The 23,272-nt window shown below is 72.8% G+C and carries 19 protein-coding genes; 11 read left to right on the plus strand and 8 right to left on the minus strand.

Translation table 11 applies throughout. From position 1 onward, the window contains the following. The first annotated feature begins 73 nt into the window (after nucleotides 1-73). Nucleotides 74-955, plus strand: a complete 882-nt coding sequence (locus tag HHX41_RS12445; RefSeq protein WP_182906073.1) for a glycosyltransferase — start codon at nucleotides 74-76, stop codon at nucleotides 953-955. 148 nt (nucleotides 956-1,103) lie between these two features. Further along, a complete protein-coding gene (locus HHX41_RS12450) occupies nucleotides 1,104-2,039 on the plus strand; it encodes an ion transporter (protein WP_310741946.1) in 936 nt (311 codons plus the stop codon). 19 nt (nucleotides 2,040-2,058) lie between these two features. Here the strand turns inward: HHX41_RS12450 and HHX41_RS12455 are convergent, their stop codons facing one another. Continuing rightward, nucleotides 2,059-2,808 carry an acetoacetate decarboxylase family protein gene (locus tag HHX41_RS12455; RefSeq protein ID WP_169986234.1) on the minus strand — a complete coding sequence of 250 codons (750 nt, stop codon included), beginning with the start codon at nucleotides 2,806-2,808 and terminating at the stop codon, nucleotides 2,059-2,061. 163 nt (nucleotides 2,809-2,971) lie between these two features. On the opposite strand from HHX41_RS12455, the gene HHX41_RS12460 reads away from it, so the two are divergent. Further along, the gene (locus tag HHX41_RS12460; RefSeq protein ID WP_310741947.1) at nucleotides 2,972-3,352 is read left to right on the plus strand and encodes a YciI family protein; all 381 of its coding nucleotides are present in this window, start codon (nucleotides 2,972-2,974) and stop codon (nucleotides 3,350-3,352) included. Beyond that, entirely contained in the window at nucleotides 3,336-4,592 is a 1,257-nt protein-coding gene (locus HHX41_RS12465; RefSeq protein ID WP_182906074.1) for an RNA polymerase sigma factor, read from the plus strand. Before HHX41_RS12460 ends, HHX41_RS12465 begins: the two co-directional genes overlap by 17 nt. On the opposite strand, the gene HHX41_RS12470 is transcribed toward HHX41_RS12465, so the two are convergent. Together HHX41_RS12470 and HHX41_RS41710 are read right to left on the minus strand one after the other, a co-directional pair. After that, nucleotides 4,568-5,215, minus strand: a complete 648-nt coding sequence (locus HHX41_RS12470; RefSeq protein WP_182906075.1) for a response regulator transcription factor — start codon at nucleotides 5,213-5,215, stop codon at nucleotides 4,568-4,570. The two genes, HHX41_RS12465 and HHX41_RS12470, sit on opposite strands and share 25 nt — an antisense overlap. After that, nucleotides 5,203-7,185: a histidine kinase gene (locus tag HHX41_RS41710; protein ID WP_220503999.1), complete on the minus strand. Its 1,983-nt coding sequence runs from the start codon at nucleotides 7,183-7,185 to the stop codon at nucleotides 5,203-5,205. Before HHX41_RS41710 ends, HHX41_RS12470 begins: the two co-directional genes overlap by 13 nt. A 143-nt stretch (nucleotides 7,186-7,328) precedes the next feature. Between HHX41_RS41710 and HHX41_RS12480 the strand changes: the two genes are divergently transcribed. Then, nucleotides 7,329-7,679, plus strand: coding sequence for a hypothetical protein (locus HHX41_RS12480; RefSeq protein ID WP_211592785.1), 351 nt, complete (start codon nucleotides 7,329-7,331; stop codon nucleotides 7,677-7,679). A gap of 29 nt (nucleotides 7,680-7,708) precedes the next feature. Continuing rightward, nucleotides 7,709-8,371, plus strand: coding sequence for a hypothetical protein (locus HHX41_RS12485; protein WP_182906076.1), 663 nt, complete (start codon nucleotides 7,709-7,711; stop codon nucleotides 8,369-8,371). A gap of 6 nt (nucleotides 8,372-8,377) precedes the next feature. On the opposite strand, the gene HHX41_RS12490 is transcribed toward HHX41_RS12485, so the two are convergent. The 4 genes from HHX41_RS12490 to HHX41_RS12505 all read right to left on the minus strand — a co-directional run bounded on the left by HHX41_RS12490 (nucleotide 8,378) and on the right by HHX41_RS12505 (nucleotide 16,180). Continuing rightward, complete coding sequence (locus tag HHX41_RS12490) at nucleotides 8,378-9,514, minus strand: glycosyltransferase (protein ID WP_182906077.1); 1,137 nt, start codon at nucleotides 9,512-9,514, stop codon at nucleotides 8,378-8,380. 67 nt (nucleotides 9,515-9,581) lie between these two features. Further along, complete coding sequence (locus HHX41_RS12495; RefSeq protein WP_182906078.1) at nucleotides 9,582-11,849, minus strand: acyltransferase family protein; 2,268 nt, start codon at nucleotides 11,847-11,849, stop codon at nucleotides 9,582-9,584. Between the two features lie 308 nt (nucleotides 11,850-12,157). Continuing rightward, complete coding sequence (locus tag HHX41_RS12500; protein WP_182906079.1) at nucleotides 12,158-14,071, minus strand: LCP family protein; 1,914 nt, start codon at nucleotides 14,069-14,071, stop codon at nucleotides 12,158-12,160. Between the two features lie 348 nt (nucleotides 14,072-14,419). After that, nucleotides 14,420-16,180 carry a hypothetical protein gene (locus HHX41_RS12505; RefSeq protein ID WP_182906339.1) on the minus strand — a complete coding sequence of 587 codons (1,761 nt, stop codon included), beginning with the start codon at nucleotides 16,178-16,180 and terminating at the stop codon, nucleotides 14,420-14,422. Nucleotides 16,181-16,338: 158 nt separating this feature from the next. Between HHX41_RS12505 and HHX41_RS12510 the strand changes: the two genes are divergently transcribed. From HHX41_RS12510 to HHX41_RS12530, 5 genes are all read left to right on the plus strand, one after another. Beyond that, complete coding sequence (locus tag HHX41_RS12510) at nucleotides 16,339-18,462, plus strand: hypothetical protein (RefSeq protein ID WP_310741948.1); 2,124 nt, start codon at nucleotides 16,339-16,341, stop codon at nucleotides 18,460-18,462. 31 nt (nucleotides 18,463-18,493) lie between these two features. Next, nucleotides 18,494-19,372 carry a permease-like cell division protein FtsX gene (locus HHX41_RS12515; RefSeq protein ID WP_182906080.1) on the plus strand — a complete coding sequence of 293 codons (879 nt, stop codon included), beginning with the start codon at nucleotides 18,494-18,496 and terminating at the stop codon, nucleotides 19,370-19,372. Next, complete coding sequence (locus HHX41_RS12520; protein ID WP_182906081.1) at nucleotides 19,369-20,229, plus strand: permease-like cell division protein FtsX; 861 nt, start codon at nucleotides 19,369-19,371, stop codon at nucleotides 20,227-20,229. The genes HHX41_RS12515 and HHX41_RS12520 overlap by 4 nt, the downstream gene beginning before the upstream one ends. A 63-nt stretch (nucleotides 20,230-20,292) precedes the next feature. After that, nucleotides 20,293-21,231 carry a glycosyltransferase family 2 protein gene (locus HHX41_RS12525; RefSeq protein ID WP_169986252.1) on the plus strand — a complete coding sequence of 313 codons (939 nt, stop codon included), beginning with the start codon at nucleotides 20,293-20,295 and terminating at the stop codon, nucleotides 21,229-21,231. Further along, nucleotides 21,228-22,310, plus strand: a complete 1,083-nt coding sequence (locus HHX41_RS12530) for a glycosyltransferase family 4 protein (protein ID WP_182906082.1) — start codon at nucleotides 21,228-21,230, stop codon at nucleotides 22,308-22,310. Before HHX41_RS12525 ends, HHX41_RS12530 begins: the two co-directional genes overlap by 4 nt. Here HHX41_RS12530 and HHX41_RS12535 read toward each other — a convergent pair. Next, nucleotides 22,274-23,227, minus strand: a complete 954-nt coding sequence (locus tag HHX41_RS12535) for a lysylphosphatidylglycerol synthase domain-containing protein (protein ID WP_310741950.1) — start codon at nucleotides 23,225-23,227, stop codon at nucleotides 22,274-22,276. The two genes, HHX41_RS12530 and HHX41_RS12535, sit on opposite strands and share 37 nt — an antisense overlap. Between the last annotated feature and the right edge of the window lie 45 nt (nucleotides 23,228-23,272).

Genomic DNA, 23,272 nt, shown 5'->3' on the forward strand with positions numbered 1-23,272 from the left:
GGATTGCCCGGCCATACAGACTCGGTGATCATGAAGTCGTGTGTAGTGCGCCCCATGTCGAGGCAGTGACGCGGTGAAAATCTCCTGTGTCATCCTCACCATGGGCAACAGGATCGCCGAGCTCGACCGGGCGGTGGAGTCCGCGCTCACCCAGACCGACGGCGACATCGAGGTGGTCATCGTCGGTAACGGCGCGGACGTGCCGCGGCTGACCGCCCAGCCGCTCGCCGGCACCGCCGCCACGATCAAGACCGTGCGGCTGGAGCGCAACGCGGGCATCCCCGAGGGCCGCAACCGCGGCGTGCAGGAGTGCTCCGGCGACATCGTCCTGTTCCTCGACGACGACGGCTGGTACGCCAACGCCAAGGTCGCCGCGCACGTCCGGGAGCGGTTCACGCACGAGCCCGACCTCGCGGTGATCAGCTTCCGGGTGATGGACCCCGAGGGCGGTTCGGTGCAGCGGCGGCACGTGCCCCGGCTGCGGGCCGGCGACCCCGAGCGGTCCTCCCCGGTGACGACCTTCCTCGGCGGCGCCTGTGCCATTCGCAAGTCGGCGTTCCTGCAGGTGGGCGGGTTGCCGGAGAAGTTCTTCTACGCCCACGAGGAGACCGACCTCGCCTGGCGGCTGCTGGGCGAGGGTTACCGGATCGAGTACGACGCCGAGACGGTGATGTACCACCCGCTGGTGCTGCCGTCCCGGCACACGGACTTCTACCGGCTGAACGCCCGCAACCGGGTGTGGCTGGCCCGGCGCAACCTGCCGTGGCCGCTCGCGCTGCTCTACCTGCTCAACTGGGTCGTGCTCACGCTCGTACGCGAGCGCTCGATGCCCGCGATCAAGGCGTGGTTCCGCGGCTTCTTCGAAGGGCTGCGCGAGCCGGCCGGCGAGCGCCGTCCCATGGCTTGGCGCACCGCCTGGCGCATGCTCCGCCTCGGCCGTCCGCCCATCGTCTAGGTGCACTGACCACGGACGTCGGTGTCGGCGTCCGGCGGCGCGCCCTGGCCGGGGCCGCGTGAGGTGGCAGGCTGTCGATGCCCTGCGGAAAACATAGTCAGCCCCAAACTGTAAGATTTCGGGCGTTTGCTGCCTGATCTTCAGGGGTGTGGGATTGCCCGTTTTCCATCGCGAACGGCTCCGCGTCTTCGTCGACTCACAGGTCTTCCAACGTGCGGTCATCGCCGTCATCGCGCTGAACGGGATCGCGCTCGGGCTGGAGACGTCACCCGAGCTGGCCGACGGCCACGCCACGACCTTCCTCGTGATCGACCGGGTCATCCTCGCCGTTTTCGTCGTCGAGATCATCCTGCGGATCGTCGTCCACGGCAAGGCGTTCTTCCGTGACCCGTGGAGCTGGTTCGACCTGATCATCGTCGGCATGGCCCTCGTGCCGGCCTCGGAGTCGGTGTCGATCCTGAGGCTCTTCCGGTTCCTGCGCGTACTGCGGCTGATCTCCGTGGTGCCGGGCATGCGCCGGGTCGTTTCGGCGCTGTTCGCCGCGCTTCCGGGGCTGGCCTCGGCCGTGGTCCTCCTGCTGCTGTCGCTCTACACGGCGTCCGTGATCGGCGAACAGCTCTTCCGCGAGGCGGCCCCGCAGTACTTCGGGGATCTCGGGCGATCGCTGTTCACCATGTTCACGGTGCTCACGGTCGAGAACTGGCCGCAGGTGGCCGAGGACGTGATGGCGAAGGAGCCGCTGGCGTGGATCTTCTTCGCCACGTTCATCGTGATCACGGCGTTCTTCGTGCTCAACCTGCTCATCGGTGTGATCGTTTCCGCGATGGAGGCCGAGGTCAACGCCCAGCGGTGGAAGGAGGACCAGGAGCTGGAACTGGAGCAGCACATCGTGGTCATGAACGAGATCAGGGCGCTGAGCGAGAAGGTCGACCGGCTGGCGGCCGCCCTGCCGGTGTCCGCGGACGCCCGTCCCGGGCAGGCCGGTGCCTCCTCGGGGAGGGACCGCTGCACCTGCGGCCATGATCAGTTACGCGGGGGCGAGGTACCACAGGCCGAGGCGGACGACCGGCGCCAGGGCGGGTGAGGGCGCCGGGAGCACGGCGTCACGCGCGTCCCGGCTCCTCGAAGGCCATCGACACGCGCTCGGCGGTGGCCGTCATCAGGGCCCGCCGGGGCAGGCCGAGCTCGCTCAGCTCCTTGGCGATCGGGTGGTTGCCGAGGCGGATGAGCGCGCCGCCCGGCCGCCAGCGGACGCCCCGGGCACGGGCCGTCCAGGGGATGCGGCGGGTGACTCCGTCCAGGTGGGCGTAGGCGTCCGGCACGGGAAGGGTCTCGCCGAGCAGCGGCACGGGCGTCGCCGGAACACCGGGCCTGAGCAGCAGGTCGACGACCATCCGCCCGTCCTTGCGCAGCAGGCACCGCTTGTACGGCGAGCCGAGCCGCAGGTCGACGTCGGCGAGTTCCTTGGGGAAGCCCCAGATGGTCCTTCCGGCCTCCAGCGTGAAACCCTGGTCGACCGGGAGCCAGTGGACGAAGGCGCCCGTGCCCGCCCCGCGCAGGTCCTTCAGCCCGGCCAGCGGCCCGCGCCTCGGCGGGGGGCCCGCGTCGGCCGGCCGTACGAGGAAGGTCACCCCGAACTCGTTGTAGGAGCCCAGGTCGGAGTCGTGATAGCGGACGAACACCAGCGAGCACAGGGCCTTGCCCGGCAGGACCTCGGTGACGTCCATCCCGGAGTACGCGAGGACCGCGCGGGCGGCGTCGGCCCGCACCAGGTAGGCGGCGAGGCACACCGAGGCGTCGCGTACCTCCACCGGCGTCTCGACCCCGCGCCCCTGGACGACATGGCTTGCCATGGTTCCAGTACAGCAAGCCCGGCGGCCCGGCGACAGTCGTACGGCGGCAAGGTTGTCCCAGACCTGGTTTCCGGCGGATGTCGAAATGCGGATGTCGAAATCAGGCGCGGCCGTTCGTGTAGAGGGTGAACGGGGCCCGCGTCCGGCGGGCCCCGCGGAGGAGGTGTACGAGACGGTGAGGCACTACCTGCTCAGCATCCAGCAGCCCGACGGTGGGACGCCCCCGCCGGAGGTCCTGGAGCCGATCATGCGGGACCTCGCGGCCCTCAACGGGGAACTGCGGGCCGCGGGCGCGTGGGTCTTCTCCGGAGGGCTGCACGATCCGGCCACGGCCACCGTCGTGCGGGCGCGCGACGGCGAGGAGCTCGTCACCGACGGGCCGTACACGGAGGGCAAGGAGCACGTCGGCGGGCTGACGATCATCAGGGCGCCCGATCTCGACGCGGCGCTGGAGTGGGGCCGCAAGCTCGCCCGCGCCACCACGCTCCCGGTGGAGGTGCGCCCGTTCGCCGGGGTCGTGGAAGGCGATGACGACCTCGCGTAGTGCGGCGTCCCCGGACGTCGAGCGGGTGTTCCGCGAGGAGTACGGCCGCGCCGTCGCGGTCCTGGTCCGCCACTTCGGCGACATCGACGTCGCCGAGGAGGCGGTCCAGGACGCGTTCGCGGAGGCGGTGCGGCGCTGGCCCCGCGAGGGGATGCCGCCCAGCCCGGCCGGCTGGATCATCACCACCGCCCGCAACCGGATGATCGACCGCCACCGGCGGGAGTCCCTGCGTGCGGACCGGCACGCGCGGGCGGTCCAGCTGCACGCCGCCGAGGACGAACCGGACGAGGAGGGGCCGGATGAGGAGGGGCCGGTGCACGACGACCGGCTCCGCCTGATCTTCACCTGCTGCCATCCGGCGCTCGCCCCCGCCGCCCGGGTCGCGCTGACGCTGCGCCTGCTGGGCGGCCTCACCACGGGCGAGATCGCACGGGCGTTCCTGGTCCCGGAGCCGACCATGGCCCAGCGGCTGGTCCGGGCCAAGGCCAAGATCCGCGACGCCGGCATCCCGTACCGCGTCCCACACGAGGCCGACCTGCCGGAGCGGCTCAGGGCCGTGCTCGCCGTCGTCTACCTGGTCTTCAACGAGGGGTACACGGCGAGCGCGGGCGACCGGCTGGTCCGCGAGGACCTGTGCGCGGAGGCCGTCCGGCTCGGCCGCCTGCTGGCCGCGCTGATGCGCGGCGAGCCGGAGGTCATGGGGCTGCTCGCGCTCATGCTGCTCCTCCACGCGCGGCGTGACGCCCGCACCACCCCGGCCGGCGACCTCGTGCCGCTGCCCGATCAGGACCGCGGCCGGTGGGACCGCCTCCTCGCCGCCGAGGGCCAGGACATCGTGCGGGCATGCCTGCGGCGCGGCCGGCCGGGGCCGTACCAGATCCAGGCGGCGATCAACGCCGTCCACGCCGACGCGCCGACGGCGGCCGCCACGGACTGGCGGCAGATCCTGAGCCTGTACGACCACCTGCTCGCCCTCGCCCCGAGCCCGGTGGCCGCGCTGAACCGCGCGGTCGTGGTCGCCGAGGTCGACGGGCCCGACGCCGCGCTCGCCCTCGTGGACGCTCTCGACCTGAACGGCTACCACCTGTTCCACGCCGTCCGGGCCGACCTGCTGCGGCGGCTCGGCCGGGCCGAGGAGGCCGCGCGGGCGTACGAGGCGGCGATCGCCCGCACCCGCAACGCCTCCGAGCGGGCCTTCCTGGACCGCCGCCTGCGTCAGGTCCGGGAGCGGTTGAGGTAGAGCAGGACGGCCAGCACGCGGCGGTGGTCCTCCTCCGAGCCGTGCAGGCCGAGCTTGGCGAGGATCGAGCTGACGTGGGTCTCCACCGTCCGGTCGGTCAGGTAGAGCCGCCGGGCTATGCCGACGTTCGTACGGCCCTCGGCCATCAGCGCGAGCACCTCGCGTTCACGGGCGCTGAGCGACGCGAGGGGGTCGGCGGCCCGGCGTACGCCGATGAGGCGCGAGACGACCTCGGGGTCGAGGGCGGAGCCGCCGGCCGCCACCCGGCGCAGCGTGTCGAGGAAGTCGTCCACGTCGAAGACCCGGTCCTTGAGCAGGTAGCCGAACCCGCCGCGGGACACCAGGTCGACCGAGTGCCGGGTCTCGACGTGCTGGGAGAGCAGGACGATGCCGAGGCCGGGATGGGCGTCGCGGATCCGCCGGGCCGCCCGCGCGCCGTCGTCGGTGTGGTCGGGCGGCATCCGGATGTCGGCGATGACCAGGTCGGGATCGGCGGCGTCGACGGCGGCGACCAGCCCGGGGGCGTCCTGGGCCTTGGCCACGACCTCGTACCCGGCGTCGGCGAGCAGCCGGGCCAGCCCCTCCCTGAACAGGGCGGAGTCCTCTCCGATCACGACGCGCACGGCAGCACCGCCTCCACCGTCGTCCCGCCGCCCTCCGGGCTGGACAGCCGCAGCGCACCGCCCGCCGCGCGGACGCGGTCGGCGAGTCCCGCCAGCCCCGCGCCGGGCCGCATCTCGGCGCCGCCCCGCCCGTCGTCGCTGATCCGCACGGTGACCCGGTCGCCGGCCCGGCTGACGCGCACGCCGATGGCGGCGGGGCCGGCGTGCTTGACGGCGTTCGTCATCGCCTCGCTCGCCACGTAGTAGGCGGTCGTCGCCACGTCGTCGGGCAGGTCGTCGGCGGAAACGTCGAGCGCCACGGGCACCGGCACCTTGCCCGCCAGCGTGACCAGTGCGGTGCCGAGACCGTCGTCGAGGCTGCTCGGCCGCAGGCCGTGGGCGATCTGCCGCAGCTCGGTGACCGCGGCGGCCAACTCGGCCACCCACTCGTCGAGCAGGGCTCCGACCTCGGCGGTGCCGTCGCCGAGGTGGCGCTGGGCGAGCCGGATCGCCATGCCGAGGGACACCAGGCGCTGCTGGGCCCCGTCGTGCAGGTCGCGTTCGAGCCGCCGCCGCTCCTCGTAACCGGCGTGCAGCAGCCGGGTCCGGCTGGCCTCGGCCTCCTCGAGCGCCCGGCTCACCTCGATCCGCAGCCGGACCACCTCGATGAGCAGGGCGCTTACGCCGGCCGCCTCGCGCAGCAGCTCACGGCTCCCGGTCCGGCCGCGCACGATCGCGCCGATCTCGTGACCCCCGAGCCGTACGGGTGTCACGGGGGAGTCGCCGGGATCGACGGGGGCGCCGGCCGCGTCGACCAGCCCTGTGGCACCCGGGATCCGGTAGCCGACGCGCAGCGCCGGGTCGCGCAGCGCCTCGCGCAGCGCCGCCTCCAGCTCCTCCGGCCGGGCCTGCCCGGCGTGCATGCGGTCGCGCAGCCGCGCGACGGCGGTCAGCACGGCCTGCCGGGCCGGGTAGAGCCGCCGGTCCACCCGGCGCTGGAGCCGGACGCGCAGCGGAGACAGCGCGGCGGCGCAGACGGCGGTGGCGGCCGCCGCCGCGACGGGTGAGCCGCGTCCGGCGCCGAAGCCGACGAGGAACGAGGCGGCCATGTAGAAGCCCAGCAGGGCCGCGGTCACCAGGCCGTAGGTGACCGCGGCGCTGATCGCCCGGTCGACGTCGTACAGGTCGTGGCGCAGCACCGCGATCGCGGTCGCCACCGGGATCGCCACGGCCGTCGCCGCGAGGCCGAACACCACCAGGTCGGGGCCGCCGAGGAACAGATAACCGGCCCAGCACAGCAGCAGCGTGAGCGGCAGGAATCCGGCGCCGAGGGCGAACCACTTGACTTGTGCCCGGCTCACCTCGTCGGCCGCCCGGCGGTAGCGGACGACCATCGCCGCCGCCGACGCGATCAGCAGCCCGAGGAAGACCGGCAGCAGCGCCACTCCCACGATCTCCAGCATCGGCACGTACGCCCGCGGAGGCCGCAGCAGGTGGGGCGTACTCTCGAACGGCGGCGGATACGTGTCGGGGACGCACGCCGCGATCAGCATGAACAGCACGGGCACGACCAGCAGCCCGGCGACGGCCCAGCGCCAGCGCCGCCCCGGCAGCCTGCCGTCGGGGAAGACGAGCATGAGCAGCGCCGAAGGCACGTACAGGAACATCCAGTCGCCCTGCGACAGCGCCGCGTAGACCTCGGTGAACAGCCCCCGCCGCACGGCCAGGCTCGCGTACGAATCGCCGACCGCGAGGTAGACGGTCGTCGCGCCGGCCAGCACCAGCAGCAGGCCCACCACGCCGCGCGGACGCCGGGTGGCGACCAGCACGCCGAGCACGACGGAGGGCAGGGCGAGCGCGATGCCGATCACGAGCGCCATGCCGTCCGGCGCCACCGTCCCGTCGCCCGCGACGGCCGGTACCACCGGGGCGACCATCAGCGCGAACACCAGCATCGCGGCGGCGTACGTGAGCAAACGGGGGAGTGCCACGAGCACACCGTAGGCCGCGCGGCGGCCGGGGTGAATACGTGCCAGCACGGAGATCGGACCAGAGCCGGCCCGGATCCGCCGGTGGGGCCGGCGCGCCCACACTGCGAGACATCGGCATCCGGTCCCGCAGCTCAGGAGGCACAGTGAAACGCTCCGTTCCCCTCGTCATCGGCCTGGTCCTGGCCGGCCTGTTCGGTCTCAGCGACGTGATCTCGGTGCCCTTGGGCGACGGTGAGCACCCGCCGTTCGCGGTGGCTCTCGCCGGCGGCGTGCTCGGTCTGATCACCGTGGTCGGCGTCGTGCTCGCCTGGCGCGGCAGCCGCGCCGGGGTGGTGGCCGTGATCGTCACCCGGCTGCTGTCGGCGCTCAGCGCCGTGCCGGCGTTCTTCGCCGAAGGGGTCCCGGCGCCGGCGGTCGCGGTGGCCGCGACCGGGATCGTGCTCACCCTCGTCTGCGTGGCGCTCCTCGCCCCGGCGCTGCGCTCCCGCGCATGACCCCCCACCTGCTCGACCGAGGAGAACCCGTGGAAACGGCTCCGTCGCACACTCGTCATCTGCCGCTCGCCCTGGCGCTGTTCACCGCGCCGTGGGGCTTCGTCGTCGCCAACGGCGCCTACGCCTGGGCCACCCGCGCCGGAGGTGACGACAGCACCGGGGCGAACACACTCGCCCTCGTGGCGGCCCACCCCGGCCTGTATCGCCTCAGCACCGTCGCCGCCATGCTGGGCAGCCTGCTCATGGTCCCGGCCGCCCTCGGCGCGAGGCGCCTCATCGGCGACCGGAGCCGCAGGCTCGGGGCCCTCGGCGCGACCCTCGTGGCGGGCGGGTATATCTGCTACTTCGCGGTCGCCTTCGCGGGGATCACCGGCATCGTCATGGCGGAACGCGGGGGCGGTGTCGCCGATTACGCGGCGGTCATCGACGGCGCCCAGAGCGAGCCGACGGGCATCTGGGTGTTCCTGCTCTTCGCGCTCGGCAACCTCGTCGGCACGCTGCTGCTCGGGCTGGCCCTGCTCCGCGCCCGTGTGGTGCCGCTGTGGGCCGCCGCCGGGGTCATCGCGTGGCCGCCGCTGCACGTGATCGGGCTCGTGGCCGGCACCGAGTGGTTCGAGGTCGCGGGCGCGATCGCCCAGGCCGCCGGCCTTGCCGTCACGGGTGCGCGCCTGCGGTCCGCGTCCCGGCCCTGAGCAGGGTCAGGCCGGGACCGTACGGCCGGGGTTCAGGGCCGGCACCGTGTTCGCGGCCTGGGCCCACTGCTCCAGCAGGGCGACGAACTCGCCGGCCACGGCGGGCCAGTGATGGTGGTTCAGCGCCTCGACGTAGCCCCTGGCGCCCATCGCGGCCCGCCGTTCGGCGTCCTCGCGCAGGCGGAGCACGGACTGCACGACCGCGCCGGCCACCGCGCCGACGTCGCCGAACGGGACGATCGTCCCGCAGTCGACCCGCCCGACCAGGGACGCCGCCCTCGGCAGCGGGGTCGTGACGACGGGGATGCCGCGGGCCATGTACTCGACGACCTTCGTGGGCGTCGAGTCGCGGTAGTTCGGCACGTCGTGCAGCAGGGACAGCCCGGCAAGGGCGCCCTCGGCCATCCGCAGCGCGTGGTTGTTGGGGACGTACCCGAACCAGTCGAGCAGCCCCGCGCGCTGCGCGTCGCGCAGCATGGGGCGCACCGCCGCGTCGGCCGGTCCGATCAGGTCCAGGCGGATGCCGTACGGCCGGAGCCGCCGGGCGACCTCCACCATCTCGGCCGCGCCGCGCGCCAGGGAGATGTGCCCCACGTAGACGACCCGGGAGTCCCCCGGCGGCGCGGGCGGCGTCGGGGGCACGTACGTGTGGTTGGGCACCACGGGGTGGGGGCCGGGGAAGCGCTCACGGTAGGACTCCTCGGCGAGGATCAGGTGGAGACGCCGCTCGGCACGGCCCTCGACCGCGCGGATCAGGGGCGGCAGGACGCTCCGCAACGGCCCCGGCAGGTACGCCTTCGCCCGCAGCGCGCCGATCGTGTCCTCGTGGACGTCCCAGACCGTGGGCGGCCGTCTGCGCGGCAGCGCGAGCAGCAGCTCGATGTCGTGCACGAGCAGCAGGTCGGCGTCCCGCACGGCCCTGCGCAGGGCGGAGGCGGCGGCCCGCAGCGCCTTACCGCGGTGCAGGCCGACCGCCCTCGGCACGTCGACGGCCCGGATGCCCGGCCGCGGCGTCACGTTGCAGTGCGTGAAGGGCGCGACGAAGGTCACCTCGTGCCCGGCGTCGAGCAACGCCCGGATCTGCCGGTGGGTGATCCGCGCGTCCTCCGGGTGATGGACTGTCGTGCCGACGCATACCCTCATAGGGGGAGGCTGACCGTGCCGTCCGAAATGACCGGATGCCCCGGGTGAATGCCTCCCGAAATAAGGCTTAACTTCCGGTGCTCACCGGCTTCGGCGCCTGTCCGCTCGGCCGCCGGTACAGCCACGTCAGCCGGGGTTCGAGCAGCCACTTGAACGCCGTACGGGTCACCGGCAGGCAGAGCACGATGGCCAGGGCGAAGCCCGAGGCCGCGATAGCCGCTACCCCGAGCGGGCCGTACAGCCAGGGGAAGCTGACCCAGCCCATCTCCTTGGCGATCATCACCGGCACGCCGTGCAGCAGGTAGCAGTAGAGCGTGCGGGTGCCGAGGTCGGTGAACCACGTCTGGCGCCGGGGGATGAGCGACATCACGGCCGCCGACATGGCCAGCGCGGCCACCAGCAGGCCGGTGCGCAGCAGCATGCCCTTCCACCAGGCCAGGTGGAGGTCCTTGTAGCTGTCCTTGTAGTAGATCGGGCCGAGCTTCACGGAGTAGTTCTTCACCAGGAAGACCGCCACACCCGCGGCGCCCAGCAGCACGACCACCGACAGCATCATCACCCAGCGCTGCTTGAGGAAGTCGAAGACCTCCGGCTTGAGCACGAGGCCGAGGACGAAGAACGGCAGCAGGCCGAAGAACCGGTCCATGCTGAAGTCGCCGGACAGTTGGGAGAACCCGGCGAAGAGGTAGACGGCCACCGAGATGGCGAACGGATATTTCATTCGCTTCCACACGGGTGTGGAGAGCCGCCAGAACAGCAGTGCGAGCAGATACCAGTTCAACCACGCCGGATCCATGATGGTGAGGCTGAACTTGTGCCCGAAGGCGGTGCGCAGGAGGGCGTACCCCACCTCGACGATCACGTACGGCACCAGGAACGTGTCGACCAGCTTGTTGGTCTTCGCGTTGGAGTTCCAGAAGTTCCTGGACAGGTAACCGCTGATGATGACGAACAGCGGCATGTGGAAGACGTAGATGAACAGGTACGTCGCCCGCGCGGAGTCGGCCGCGAGCGTCGGGACCAGCGCGTGCCCGATGGGCACCAGGGCGATGCCGACGAACTTCACGTTGTCCAGGTAGGGGTCGCGGGGCTTCTTGGCCCGGGGCGCGGCCTCCTGCTCGGGCTCGTCCACCCGGCGGTCATCCTGGCCCCCACCGCGGGCGAATGCGTCGTCCGGACGGAGGGGCACCTCGGCCCAGGCGGGCAGCGGGGCGCGCAGCGGCCTGCCGAGCGGGCCGGTCTGGCGGGGGTCGCCGGCGCCGTCCTGGGAAGAGCGCCGCCAGGGGTCCCACTGGGCGGGGTCGGCCTCCTGGCCGGGCCACGCGGGAGCGGGCGCCTCCGGCGCGGACGCGGGGCCGAAGGCCGCGTTCGAAGCGGCCCCGGGGAAGGCGTCCGGGAAGTCCCGCACGCCGCGCCGGCCGTGGGTGGTCTCGGGGAACGGCGGTGCGGCGCCGAAGGGGTCGTCCGGCGGGAAGGCCGGGCCCACGCCGGACGGGGGAGTGTCGAGGAAGGGGTTGGCCGTCCTGTCCGCGGCGGCGGCCGGCTGCTGCGGGAGTCCCGGGGGTTCGGGGAAGCTCGGTGGAGGCTCGGGGAAGCCCGGAGGCTCGGGGAACGGCGGCGCGGCGCCGAAGGCCGGCGCCGGGAAGGCCGGGGAGTCGCCGAAGGGCGGCGTCGGGGCGTCGGAGCCGCCCCGCAGGCCCGAGGCGTCCCGCTGGCCGAAGCCGGGCTGGGGGCCGGCGCCGGGGAAGGCGTCCGACAGGTTGCGGGGACCGTGTTCGGGGAACGCCTGCGGCCAGGCGGGGCCGTCGGCGGCGGCCGCCGCGCGCGGGGCGCCCGGACGCTCCTGGCCCCCGCCCGCGGAGAAGTAGTCGAAGCCCTCAGGCTGCGGGGCTGACGCGGGCGGCATGCCCAGGCGGGAGGCGCCCGGCTTGCGCGGCTTCCGTACGGGCAGGGGCTGCTTCTCGTACGGCTTGTCGTAGGGGGCGGAGCCTGCCGCGCTCCCCAAGGCGCTGCCTGCCGTGCTTCCCGGGGCGCTTTCGTCGCTTCCGTGGCGTCCGTGTGCGGGCGCGGCCGTGCTCTCGTCGCCGGGGGCCGGGAGACCGCTCTCGTGGCGCCCGTGCTCGGGCCGCTCGCTCGCCGGGCCGCCTGACCCGCCCGCGCCCTGCTCCGCCCCCGGATCGCCCGCGGGCTTCGGCTCCCGCCGCGGCAGGCCGCCTTCTGGAGCGGGCCAGTCTCCGGTGATCCGGCCTATCACTCCGGTGGGAGCCTCTTCGGCATCGGGGTCGTTGCCTTGCGGGGATCCGGGAACCGGGGGGTGATGGCGGGTGTCACTCACGGGAGAAACGCTCAGCTATCTGTTGGAGGCTCGGGGGAACGGCCACGCCTCGGGTGCGTCGCCGCGTCCATTCGGACACTAGCGAAGGCGCCCCGGCGCATCAGCCCGAACGGGCGAACAGGGCGCGTTGGCCAGGTGTTCACCCTAACGTTCTTGAAGACTGATGTCGCCTCTGGGGCTGAACGTAACGGGTGTGACACTGTCCTGTTCCTCTGTCAGACCACCGGTGACAGAACGGCCGGGGCGCCTCCGTCCACGTGGACGGCCTGGCAGCCCCGGCCGGGGTGTGGGACAGGGTGTGACGCGTGTCAGCTCGCGCAGATGTTGGTCTCGGCGGTCACCGCGTTGTCACCGACCGGCAGGGGGACGCGCACGCCCTTCCAGTCGGCGCCGACGACGAGCTGGATGATCGGCCCGCGCACCTTGCCCGTGGGCGCGTCCGGCGGAGGCGAGGACGGGGTGAACGGCGTGACCGGGCCGCTCGCCGCCTTGCCGGTCTCCGGGCTGATGGGGTTGACCAGCTTGCCGACCAGGATCTTCGAGTAGTTCCAGCCCTGACCGGTGTAGCGGACCATGGTCTTCGGCTGGTCGGTGCCGTCGGGCTTCCTCGCGTCGCCGATGCCGACGACGTTGAAGCCGAGCCCGGCGAGCTCCTCGGCCACCTCCTTGGCGCGGCCGGAGACGTTGGTGCCGTTGAACACCTGCACCTTGACCTGCTGCGGCTTGGTGACCACCGGACCGGAGGGCGAGGCGGCCGGGCTCGCGGACGCGGTGGGGGCCACCTCGGTGTCGTTCGCGATGGCCCTGAAGAGGTTGCCGGCGGCCGGCTGCTTCCACTGGACGCGGTTCTTGTCGGCGGTGTACGGCTCCCACGGCACGGTGGTGGCCTTGAAGCCCTTCGCCGACAGCTTCGACGCGCTCTGCGCGATCTTGATGAGCTCCTCGGTGTTGAGCGCGTCGTCCATCGTGACGGACTTCGCCGCCGCGGCGATGAAGTTCTGCAGCTTGCCCACGTCGGTGAGCAGGGCGCTGCTGGTCGCCTTCTTCACGACCTGGGAGATGAAGACCTGCTGGCGCTTGATGCGCGAGATGTCGCTGCCGTCGCCGAGGCCGTAGCGCAGCCGCACGTAGCCCAGCGCCGCCTCGCCCCTCACGGTCTGCTTGCCGGCGGGGAGCGTCAGCTTCGCCTTCTTGTCGTTGACGGCCTGCGGCAGGCAGATCTCGATGCCGCCGAGCGCGTTGACGATGCTCTTGAAGCCGGTGAAGTCGACCTTCACGTAGTGGTGGACGCGGATTCCGGTGAGGCTCTCGATGGTCCGCCGCGTGCAGATCATCCCGCCGTCGGAGAACGCGGAGTTGATCATTCCGAGGTGCGCCGGGATGAGCGTCCTGCTGCGGGAGTAACAGGCGGGGATCATCACCATGGAGTCGCGGGGGAAGCTGAGCAGCGTCGCCGCGTCACGGTTGGGCGACACGTGCAGCAGCATGATCGTGTCGGTGCGCTCGCCGTCGTTGACCAGGTGCTGGCCGTACTTCTTGTTGTCTCCCGCCCGGGTGTCCGAGCCCACGAGCAGCACGTTGATCGCGCCGGTCTCGTTGACCGGGCGGTTCTTGTCGAGGTCGTCGGTGGACGCGCCTCTGTTGATCAGGCCGATCGTGCTCCGGTAGACCTTGTAGGCCGTCAGCGTGCCGATGACCAGCACACATGTGAGCACCACGCTGATCCAGCCGCCGATCCCCAGGCCGGAACGGCCGCCGCCTCCGCCGCGCCGGCGCGGCGGTTTGCCGTCCGGGGGCAAGTCGGCGCCGCCGCCGTGCGCGCGGCTCGGGACGGTGCCGGGGGCGTGGCCGGTCTCCTCGTCTTCGCCGCGCCTGCGGCCGCGCCGCCGCGGCGGCTCCTCCTCGTCGTAGGAGGACTCGGGCGGGACGCTCGGCTCGGCGCGCCGCCCGCCGCGGCGTCCTGCCCCGTCGTACGCCTCGGGCGGGTAGTCGTCCCGGGGCGGTCGCTGTCCGCCACGTCTGCCCGGCATCTCCGCGTAGCCGGCGGGAGCGGCGGCCACCGGCATGTCGGCGTACCCGGCGGGCGCGGGAGCCGCTCTGCGGCCTCGCGGGGGCTCGAAGGCCCCGCCGTACGCGGCGTCCTCCGGGGGACCCCACACCCTCTGGTCGGACGGGGGCGGCGGAGGGCTGGTGCGCGCGGAGACGCGCCTGCGCTCGCTCACCGCAGTCCCGCCAGGGAGGCGGCGGCCGGGCGACATGCCGCGTCATCCGGGCGGCATGCGGCGTCAGCTGGGCGACATGGTGTGGCAGCCGGACGAGTGGGCGAGAGGCCGGAAGGATTACTGGTTCGCTCGCACACTTGTCCTCCTTGCCTGGCGATCACAGGTGGCGCTCCGAGGGTAGGTCACGGGAGCGTCTGCGAGTGCCGCGATTGGGAGGATCCGGGCCACGATCATGCCGTGTCACGTCCCCCTGATCCAGGGGCAGAGCATACTAAACACCGACATTCTGGGTATGAGAATGAGTTTGCCTTTACCTGGCTTTGATGATGCGCGCGCCGTTTGGCCAGGTCAAGGGGTTCGTGCCCGTCGGCCGGGCCCTCGCACGGACAGGGCGGCGGCCAGGCAGGCGAGCGGCACCGCGGGCAGCACGTAGCGGTAGTCGAACTGGGCCGTGGCGGACGGGACGAGCAGCAGCGCCCAGGCCGTCACCCAGGCGATGCCCCACTTCGAGGGGGCACGGTTCGAGCGAGCACGGTTCGAGGAGACGCGGTCCTCGGGCGCCCGTCGCGTCCACGCTGCCCGGGATTCGCCCGCTGCCCGGGTCGTGCGCCTCGCCGGGGCCCGGCGTGCGGACCTGGTTTGGACGGCCCAGGCGGCCGGGGGGACCAGGAGGATCACCAGCAGCGCCGTCCCCGGAAGCCATGCGACGTCCTGGTAGGCCCGCATCAGGCCGGCGAACGGCTCGGCGATGCGCAGCGTGAGGGACCCACGCTCGTAACGCTGCGCGAACTCCTTGCCCACCACGGCGGGGTGCCGACCGGGCGGTGGCGGCACGGTCGCCGGGAACTCGTAGTACCCGTACGTCTCGGCGTCGGGGTAGACGGGCCGGCCGGGCGTGAACGACCTGCCGAGCTCGGTCAGCGTTGTGCGGACGAACCCGAACGGCTGGCTGCGGATCGCGAGCGAGGCGAACCTCCCGGCCAGGGTGTCGGTCTCCTTGGTGAACGTGATGCCGGGCAGCCGGACCAGGGGGGACTGCGCGTTCCAGATGTACTCCTGGGACGCCGGCCGGGACGCGGGGGGCCGCGAGTCGCACAGCACGGCGAGGTCGGGCGGCGGCTTCATCACCGAACAGTCGGCGAACGACATCGTCCGCGCGTAGAGGAAGACGCCGTTCGAGCCGACCAGCCCGACGCGCTCGTAGGTCGCGTGGAACCACCCCGCGTAGCCCGCGACCGGCAGGAGCGCGGCCACCAGGAAGGGCACGGTGAGCCTGGCCACCGCCCTGCCCGGGCGCACCGCCCCGGTTGTGCCGTTCGCCCCGCTCTCCCCGCTAGTTCCGCTCGCACGGCGCACGCCGTACGCGAGCAGGAAGAGCGCGAAGACGGCGACCAGCGGAAGCCCGACGGTCCTGGTCAGCGTGGCGGCGGCCAGCACGAGGCCGAGCGCGGCGGCCGAGCGCGGCGTCAGCGGGCGGCGCATCGCCAGGCACACCGCTCCCACGAGCAGGAAGGTGAACAACGAGTCGGAGACGAGCAGGTGCTCCAGCTCGATCTGGTACGCGTCGAGCAGCACCGGGACGCAGGCCAGGACGGCCGCCCACGGGGGACCGCCACGCCGCAGGACGGTCACGTAGAGCATCACGCCGACGAGCAGCCCCAGCACGTGCTGGACGGTCACGACCAGGGCGAAGCTGTGGAACGCCTCCAGCAGCCTCAGGAACATCGAGTAACCCGCCGGGCGGACGAGGTCCGGCCTCGGCCGCATGGCGGTCACCACGTAGGTGTAGGAGTCGGGGAACCACAGCGCGGGCCGGTAGCCGAGCACGGTCACCAGCCGCAGGAGCGCCCCCAGCCCGAGGACCACGAGAAACCACCGGTGCCGGCGCGCCCATCGGGGGAGGTCCTCACGCGCCCACGCCACCGGGTGCAACGGGTCGCGGGGCGCGACACGCCCACGCACCCAGCCATTGAGCCGCCCGTGCGCGAGCGGCGTCGGCGGGCCCGCGGAGGGCGGCTCGCCGGGCCGGGCGGGTCCGGGGCGTTCGTTGGGGTGCCCGCCCTCCCCCTCCGGCCAGGGCGCCGAGCCCCGGCTGTCCGACACCCTCATGCGCCCCCCTGCCTGCCTCCCGGCGTACGCTACCGGCTCCCCGCGACCCCTGTGCGGGGCCGGGACGCGCCTGTGGACAACGGCGACGCGCGGGGCGGGCGGGACACGACGGTGAAGGCGGTGCTCCGGGGCGGGCCGCTAGTCTCGGGTGCATCCCGGTGAACACGTCAGGCCACGCGCGTGGCCGCACACGGCTGCCATCGCAGCGGAAGGCGGCGGGCAGGCTGCTCGCGGCCGTCTCCGTCGTGCCCGCGCTCGCGCTGAGCGGGTGGCTGATCGCCGGGCTTCCGCTGCTGCTGCTCGGGCGGTTCCTGCCGCTGCCCATGGCGGTGCTCGGCGGCGCCGCCGCCCTCCTGCTGTGCGCGTACGGCCTGCGCCGCCTGCCCGAGGCCGCGACGCCGCACCGCCGGGCGACGGCGGCCACCCTCGCCGTGGCGCTCGGATCGGGGGTGTTCAACGGGCTCCTGCACGGCGAGCAGCTGATCGTCCGGCGTGACCCGTCGACCTACGCGCAGTACGCCGTCTGGCTCGCCCGGCACGGGTCGCTGCCGATCCCGGTGGGGGACTTCGGCGGCCCCGACACCGCACTGCGCTTCGACAGCATGGGGTTCTACGCGGTCGACGGCGGGATCGGCCCGCAGTTCATGGCCGGGCCGCCGATGATCCACGCGATCGGGCACTGGCTGGGCGGCGTCCCCGGCCTGCTGCTCGTGCCGCCAGTGCTGGGCGCGCTCGCGGTGCTCACCGTCGCCGGGACCGCCGCGCGGCTCGCGGGCGCGCGCTGGGCGCCCCTGGCCGCCCTCGTGTTCGCGGTCAGCCTGCCGATCCTCTACACGTCGCGGACGACGTTCAGCGAGATCCCCTCGCTCATCCTGCTGTTCGGCGGGATGAACCTGCTGCTCGACGCGCGTGCCAGGCTCCGGGCCGAGCCGCCCGGCGCGGGCCTCCCGTCCGCCGCGCTCGCGGGGCTGTCGTTCGGGCTGGCGCTGCTGGTGCGCATCGACGGCCTGCGCGACGTGCTGCCCGTGCTCGCCTTCGCCGGGGTGCTCGTCGCGCTCCGGCGGACACCCCGCGCGAGGCCCTTCCCCGAGGGACGGCTGGGCGTGCCTCTGCTGACCGGCCTGCTCGTGGGCGGTGTGTGGGGGTTCACCGGCGGTTACGTCCTCGCCCGGCCCTATCTGGAGTACCTGTCGGGCTCGCTCATGCCCCTGCTCGCGATCTGCGCCGTCGTCGTGGCGCTCACGGTCGCCGGCGCGGCTCTCGCGCCCCGGATCGCCGCCCGCGCCCGCCGCCTCCCGGGTGCGGGATGGCTGCCGAACGCCGCCGCGGCCCTGGTCGTGCTGGTCATGGCGGGCTTCGCCGTACGGCCCTGGGTGCAGACCGTGCGTCGTGACGCGGTCACGCCCGAGGACCTGCTCACGGCCGACTTCATCGAGAAGACGCAGGTCGCGGGCGGCCTGGTGCCCGACAAGTCCCGGCTGTACTACGAGCACTCCCTCGACTGGCTTCTCTGGTACGTCGGGCTCCCCGCCGTCGTGCTGGCGACCGTGGCGGCGGCCGTGCTCGCGCGCCGCCTGACCAGGGGCGGCCTGATGAAGGGAGAGGCGTTCGACTGGCTGCTGCCGCTGGCGGTGATCGGGTGGACGACGGTGACGACGCTCTGGCGTCCCGCGATCACCCCCGACCACCCCTTCGCCTCCCGCAGGCTGGTGCCGATCGTCATCCCCGGTCTGGTGCTGCTCGCCGTCTGGGGGCTGCGGTGGCTTTCGCGGCGGCTCACGCGTACGCGCTGGTTCGCCGCCCGTCCGGGCCGCTCGCGGGCGGCCGTCGCGGCCGGGGCGCTGCTGCTGGCGGTCCCGCCCGCGATCACCTCGATCGGCACCGCGTTCTCGCCGGTGAACCGGGGGGAGGCCGCCGCGGTCGCGGGTCTGTGCCGGGCGATTCCGGCGAACGCCTCCGTGCTCGTCGCCGAGCGTGTCACGGGCGACCGGCTGACGCAGGTCCTGCGCGGCCAGTGCGGGCTGCCGACGGCTCGCGTGGTCTACCCCCCGCGCTCCGACGTGCCGCGCCGGGCCGACGTGCTGCGCCTGGTCGAGGCCGTCCGGCGGACCGGCCGCCGACCCGTGCTGCTCGCCGCCGAGCCCGAGCAGCTCATGGCGTACGGCCCGGCGACGCGGGTGATGAGCCTGCACACCCGGCAGGACGAACGCTCGCTGGTGGACCCGCCCAACGGCACCTGGTCGCTCAACGTCGACGTCTGGATGACCGTTCCAACCGATTAGCTCTAGGGTTCGGCGTGTGGATTCTCCTGCGATGGAGGAATTGTCCTTCGGTGACGATCGGCGGGAGCCGGAATCCGGGGCGGGTCCTCTCCGGAAGCCGCTGGTCATCGCCGGTCTGGCGGTCGTGGTCCTCGGCGGGCTCGCGGCACTCGGCATCGCCGGGTGGCGGTTCTACGAGCAGTCCCGCTGGCCGCTGCCCCCGCCCGGCGGCCCCCGGCCCCAGACCGGGTCCTTCTCGGCCTACCTCTGCGACCGGAGCAGCGTGGAGATCTGGCCGAACTGCCACCACCGCACGGCTACGGCCGGCGACAAACGAGCGATCGAGGCCGAGCTCAAGACGTATCCGGAGATCCGGGACCTCTCCTTCGTGACCAAGGAACAGGCGTGGGAGGAATTCCGGGCCCATGCCGACGAGGGCGAGGGCGGCTCCAAGCTCCTCAGCCTGCTCAGCGCCGACGACATGCCCGAGTCCTATCGGGGCACCCTGGGCCCGGGGGACTGGAACGCGCTCAAGCGTCGCCTGGAGGCGCTGCGGGGAGTCTCGAACACCTACATCTTCGGAGACACTTCCTGGCAGGGCGTCGCCGACATCGGGATCAAGCTCTGTCCCCGGGAGGGCGAGGCCTACAAACCGTGCCGGGGGCGTGCACACGCCTCTGAGCGTGAGAAGGCGGCCGTTCTGAGTCGCGTCAAGGACCTCGACGGGGTGAAGGCCGTCTACTTCGAGGACATCGACCACGCGATCGAGGACTATCGGCGGATTCTCTGGAACGGGCAGGAGAGCGATCTCGACCCGCGCGGCCTGACCGAGACCTTCTACGTCACGTTCGACAGGCCGCCCGCGAGGGCGGACATGGAGAGGGTCTTCGGCCGGATGCCCGGCGTCGCCGAGGTGGTATCGGTCTCATGACCCTTCCCGGAGCTGCCCAGGCCGAGGAGATCACGATCGGCGATAGCCGGGGCCCGCGGAGAGGGCCGCTCCTGGTCGCGGCGGCGGCCGTGCTCGTCGTGGCGCTGGCAGCCGGTGGGGTGTTCGCCTACCGGGCCTCCCGGGAGCCGTCGCTTCCGCCGGACGGGCCGTGGCCTCATACCGGCACCTTCCTGGTGCACCTGTGCGGGCCCCCGTCCCCTTATGACGGGCAGTTGTCCGGCGAATCGCCGACCATGGACGACCACTGCCCGTCGGGCGCGGCGACGGCGGCCCAGCGGCGCGAGATCGAGCGCGTGCTCACGAGCCACGCGGAGACGCGCGGATACCGGCGACTCACGCCGGCCCAGGCGCTCGCCATCGCCCGGCAGGATCGGCGTGTCGGGGACATGCTCGACGAATACCTGGTGAGGCGTGCGGTGTACGGCGGTGTCCTGGCGCCGGGGGACTGGCGGCGGGTCCTCGGCGAGGTGCAGCGGCTGCCCGGCGTCTTCCACGTCGAGTCCTACCGGGACGACTTCTGGTGGGGCAGGGCCGACGCGGCGGTCCGGCTGTGCCGGCAGGACTGCGAGGGCGGCATGGCGGACCGGCGGGCCGTGTTCGACCGCATCCGTGGGCTACCGGGAGTAGCCGAGATCTACTTCGAGGACGCCGAGCACGCCGCCGCGGTCATGCGCCACAGGCAGTGGTGGGAACGGCCCGACATGTTCCAGGCGGACCGGATGCCGGAGGCGTTCCACATCAGGTTCGCCGGTTCGTGGGACCTCGCGCAGGTGCAGCGGGCCCTCACCGGCATGCCCGGCGTCGTGAAGATGGTCCGGCACGTTCGCCCCCTGTAGCGGCGGGGTGAGGAGACTCGAAGTGAGACCGCGATTTGGCGGGGCAGAGTACCCTAGCCGGACGTGACAACGCCCGAGACCTCTGGAAGCGCCGTGACTCCCGCAGAAACCCCGTACGTCACGATCGTCCTGCCCTGTTACAACGAGCAGGATCACGTGATCGCCGAGGTGGAGCGCATCTGCGCCGCCATGGACGCGAGCGGCTACACCTACGAACTGCTGGCCGTGGACGACTGCTCCACCGACGAGACGCTCGCGCGTCTCCACGAGGCCGCGCCGCGCTTCCCGCACATGCGGATCAGGGCCTTCCACCGCAACGGCGGCTCGGGCACCGTACGCAGGATCGGCAGCCAGGAGGCCCGCGGTGAGATCGTCGTGTGGACCGACGCCGACATGAGCTACCCCAACGAGCGCATCCCCGAGCTGGTGCAGATCCTGGAGAAGGACCCGACGATCGACCAGGTCGTGGGCGCGCGGACCACCGAGGAGGGCTCGCACAAGTTCCTGCGGGTGCCGGCGAAGTGGTTCATCCGAAAGATCGCCGAGCGGCTGGCCGGGCAGAAGATCCCCGACCTCAACTCCGGCCTGCGGGCCTTCCGCAGGTCGGTGGCCAGGCCGTACCTGCGGCTGCTGCCTCCCGGCTTCTCCTGCGTCACGACGATCACGCTGGCGTTCATGTCGAACCAGCACGACGTCTACTACCTGCCGATCGACTACGCGAAGCGGGCGGGGAAGTCGAAGTTCAGCTTCGTCTCCGACGCCTACCGCTACATCCTGCAGGTGCTGCGGATGATCATGTACTTCAACCCGCTCAAGGTGCTCATGCCGCCCGCGCTCTGGCTGGTCGGCTTCGGCCTGGTCAAGGGTGTGTACGACGTGATCAGCCACGGGATCGAGTTCTATTTCACCAGCAACACCGTCGTGATCTTCCTGACCGGAATGATCATCGGCTCGCTCGCGCTGCTCGCCGACCTGATCGTGCGATCCAGAGGTGATGTGTGAGGATCGCGATCGTCGGCCCGACATATCCGTACAAGGGCGGCGGGGCGCAGCACACCACCGAGCTGGCCCACCGGCTGCGGGCGGCCGGGCACGACGTCGTCATCGAGTCGTGGCGGGCGCAGTATCCGTCGTTCCTGTATCCCGGGCAGCAGACGATCGACAGCCCCGAGGGCGAGCCGTATCCCGGCACCCGCCGCGACCTCGACTGGCGGCGGCCGGACGGCTGGGTGGCGTGCGGGCGGCGGCTGCGGGGGGCCGACCTCGTCGTGCTCACTGTGCTCAGCCCGGTGCAGGTGCCCGCCTATCTCGGCATCCTGTCCGGCCTGCGCCGCCGGGCGCGGGTCATCGCCCTGTGTCACAACGTGCTGCCGCACGAGAGCAAGCCGTACGACAGGCCGCTGATGAAGGCGTTGCTGCGCCGGGTGGACGGCGTGCTCGCTCACTCGGAGCAGCAGGCGGACCTCGCCCGCGCGCTCACCGCCGCGCCGGTGCGGGTGGCCGCCCTCGCGCCGCACCTGCCCTCGCGCGGAGCGCGGGAGACGGCGGGCCGCACGGCGCACGACAGGCTGCTGTTCTTCGGCATCGTCCGGCCGTACAAGGGGCTCGACCTGCTGCTGGAGGCGCTCGCGCAGGTGCCGGACGTACGGCTCACCGTGGCGGGCGAGTTCTGGGGCGGCCTGGAGGACACCCGCGCCCTGATCGAGCGGCTGGGTCTCGCCGGCCGGGTCGAGATCCGGCCGGGGTACGTGCCCGCCGAGGACGTGCCCGGACTGTTCGCCGCGGCCGACGCCCTGGTGCTGCCCTACCGGTCGGCGACCGCCAGCCAGAACGTGTGGCTCGGTCACGAGCACGGCGTGCCGGTGATCGCCACCCGGGTCGGGGCGCTGCCCGACAACGTACGCGACGGGGTGGACGGCCTGCTGGTGGAGCCGGGCTCGGCCGGCGCGCTGGCGGAGGCGATCAAGCGGTTCTACGAGCCGGGGACGCCCGAGCGGCTGCGGGCGGGCGTCGCGCCCGTCGACCCCGAGCCGCACTGGGCCGTCTACCTGGACACGTTGCTGGCCGCGTCGGACAGCTGACCGGCGGGGGCGGTGCGGCCGCGGGCGAGCAGGAAGCCGAGCCCGGCCCAGGCGACGTCGCCGAGGGTGAACATCACGCGGGACACCACCGCGATCGCCAGCGCCCTCGGCGTGTCGAGCACCGGCGCGAGCGCCACGACCATCGCGCCCTCCCGTACGCCGATCCCGGCGGGCACCACGACCGTGAGGATGCCGGTGGACCAGGCCAGCGCGTACGCCCCGGCCGCGACGGCGTACAGGGACAGGTCCGCGGGCCGCATGCCCCCGACGAGGACCCACAGGTGCACGCCGTACACCAGCCAGCCGGCCATCGTCCAGGCGGCGGCCTTGGCCATCTCCGTCCCGCTGAGCACCCGGTCGAGCGGCTCCCTGCGGACGACGCGCAGGGCGAGGTTGAGCCCCCAGGTCATCACCCGTGGGTGGAGGCAGACGAGGATGAGCGGGACCAGCGCGAGCAGCCACCACGCCTGTCTGGCGATCTGCTGCGACAGCGTGGCCGCGGCGAGCGCGAGCGCGCAGCCCAGGGAGGTCACCAGGCCGAGCGCGGTGGCGCTCAACGTCCGGCGCGGCGGCGCGCCGTGGTCGCGGGCCAGCTCGATCATCGCGGCGAACGCCCAGACCGAGCCGGGGATGTACTTGCCGAGCTGGCCGACGAACAGCACCCGCGCGGCCACGCGCAGCGGCAGCGGCGAGCCGAGCCCGGCGAGGATGTCGCGCCAGGCGACCAGCATGAACCCGAGCCCGGCGAGCACGGCCAGGAACGAGGCGCCGAGCGACCACCACGACAGTCGCGACAGGGCGGCAGAGGTGTCCGTCCAGTTCCGGGCCAGGCCGTACGCCAGGAAGGCGAGCGCGACCAAGGCGAGCAGCACCCGCAGCAGCGGGCTGGAGCGCAGGCGGTTCAGCAGGCGCGGCACGCGCCCAGAGTAAAGCCTGAAGCTACTGATTGGTAGGTTCGCCGC

This window comes from Microbispora sp. H13382 (assembly GCF_014161445.1).
In the GTDB taxonomy this organism is placed as follows: Bacteria; Actinomycetota; Actinomycetes; order Streptosporangiales; family Streptosporangiaceae; genus Microbispora.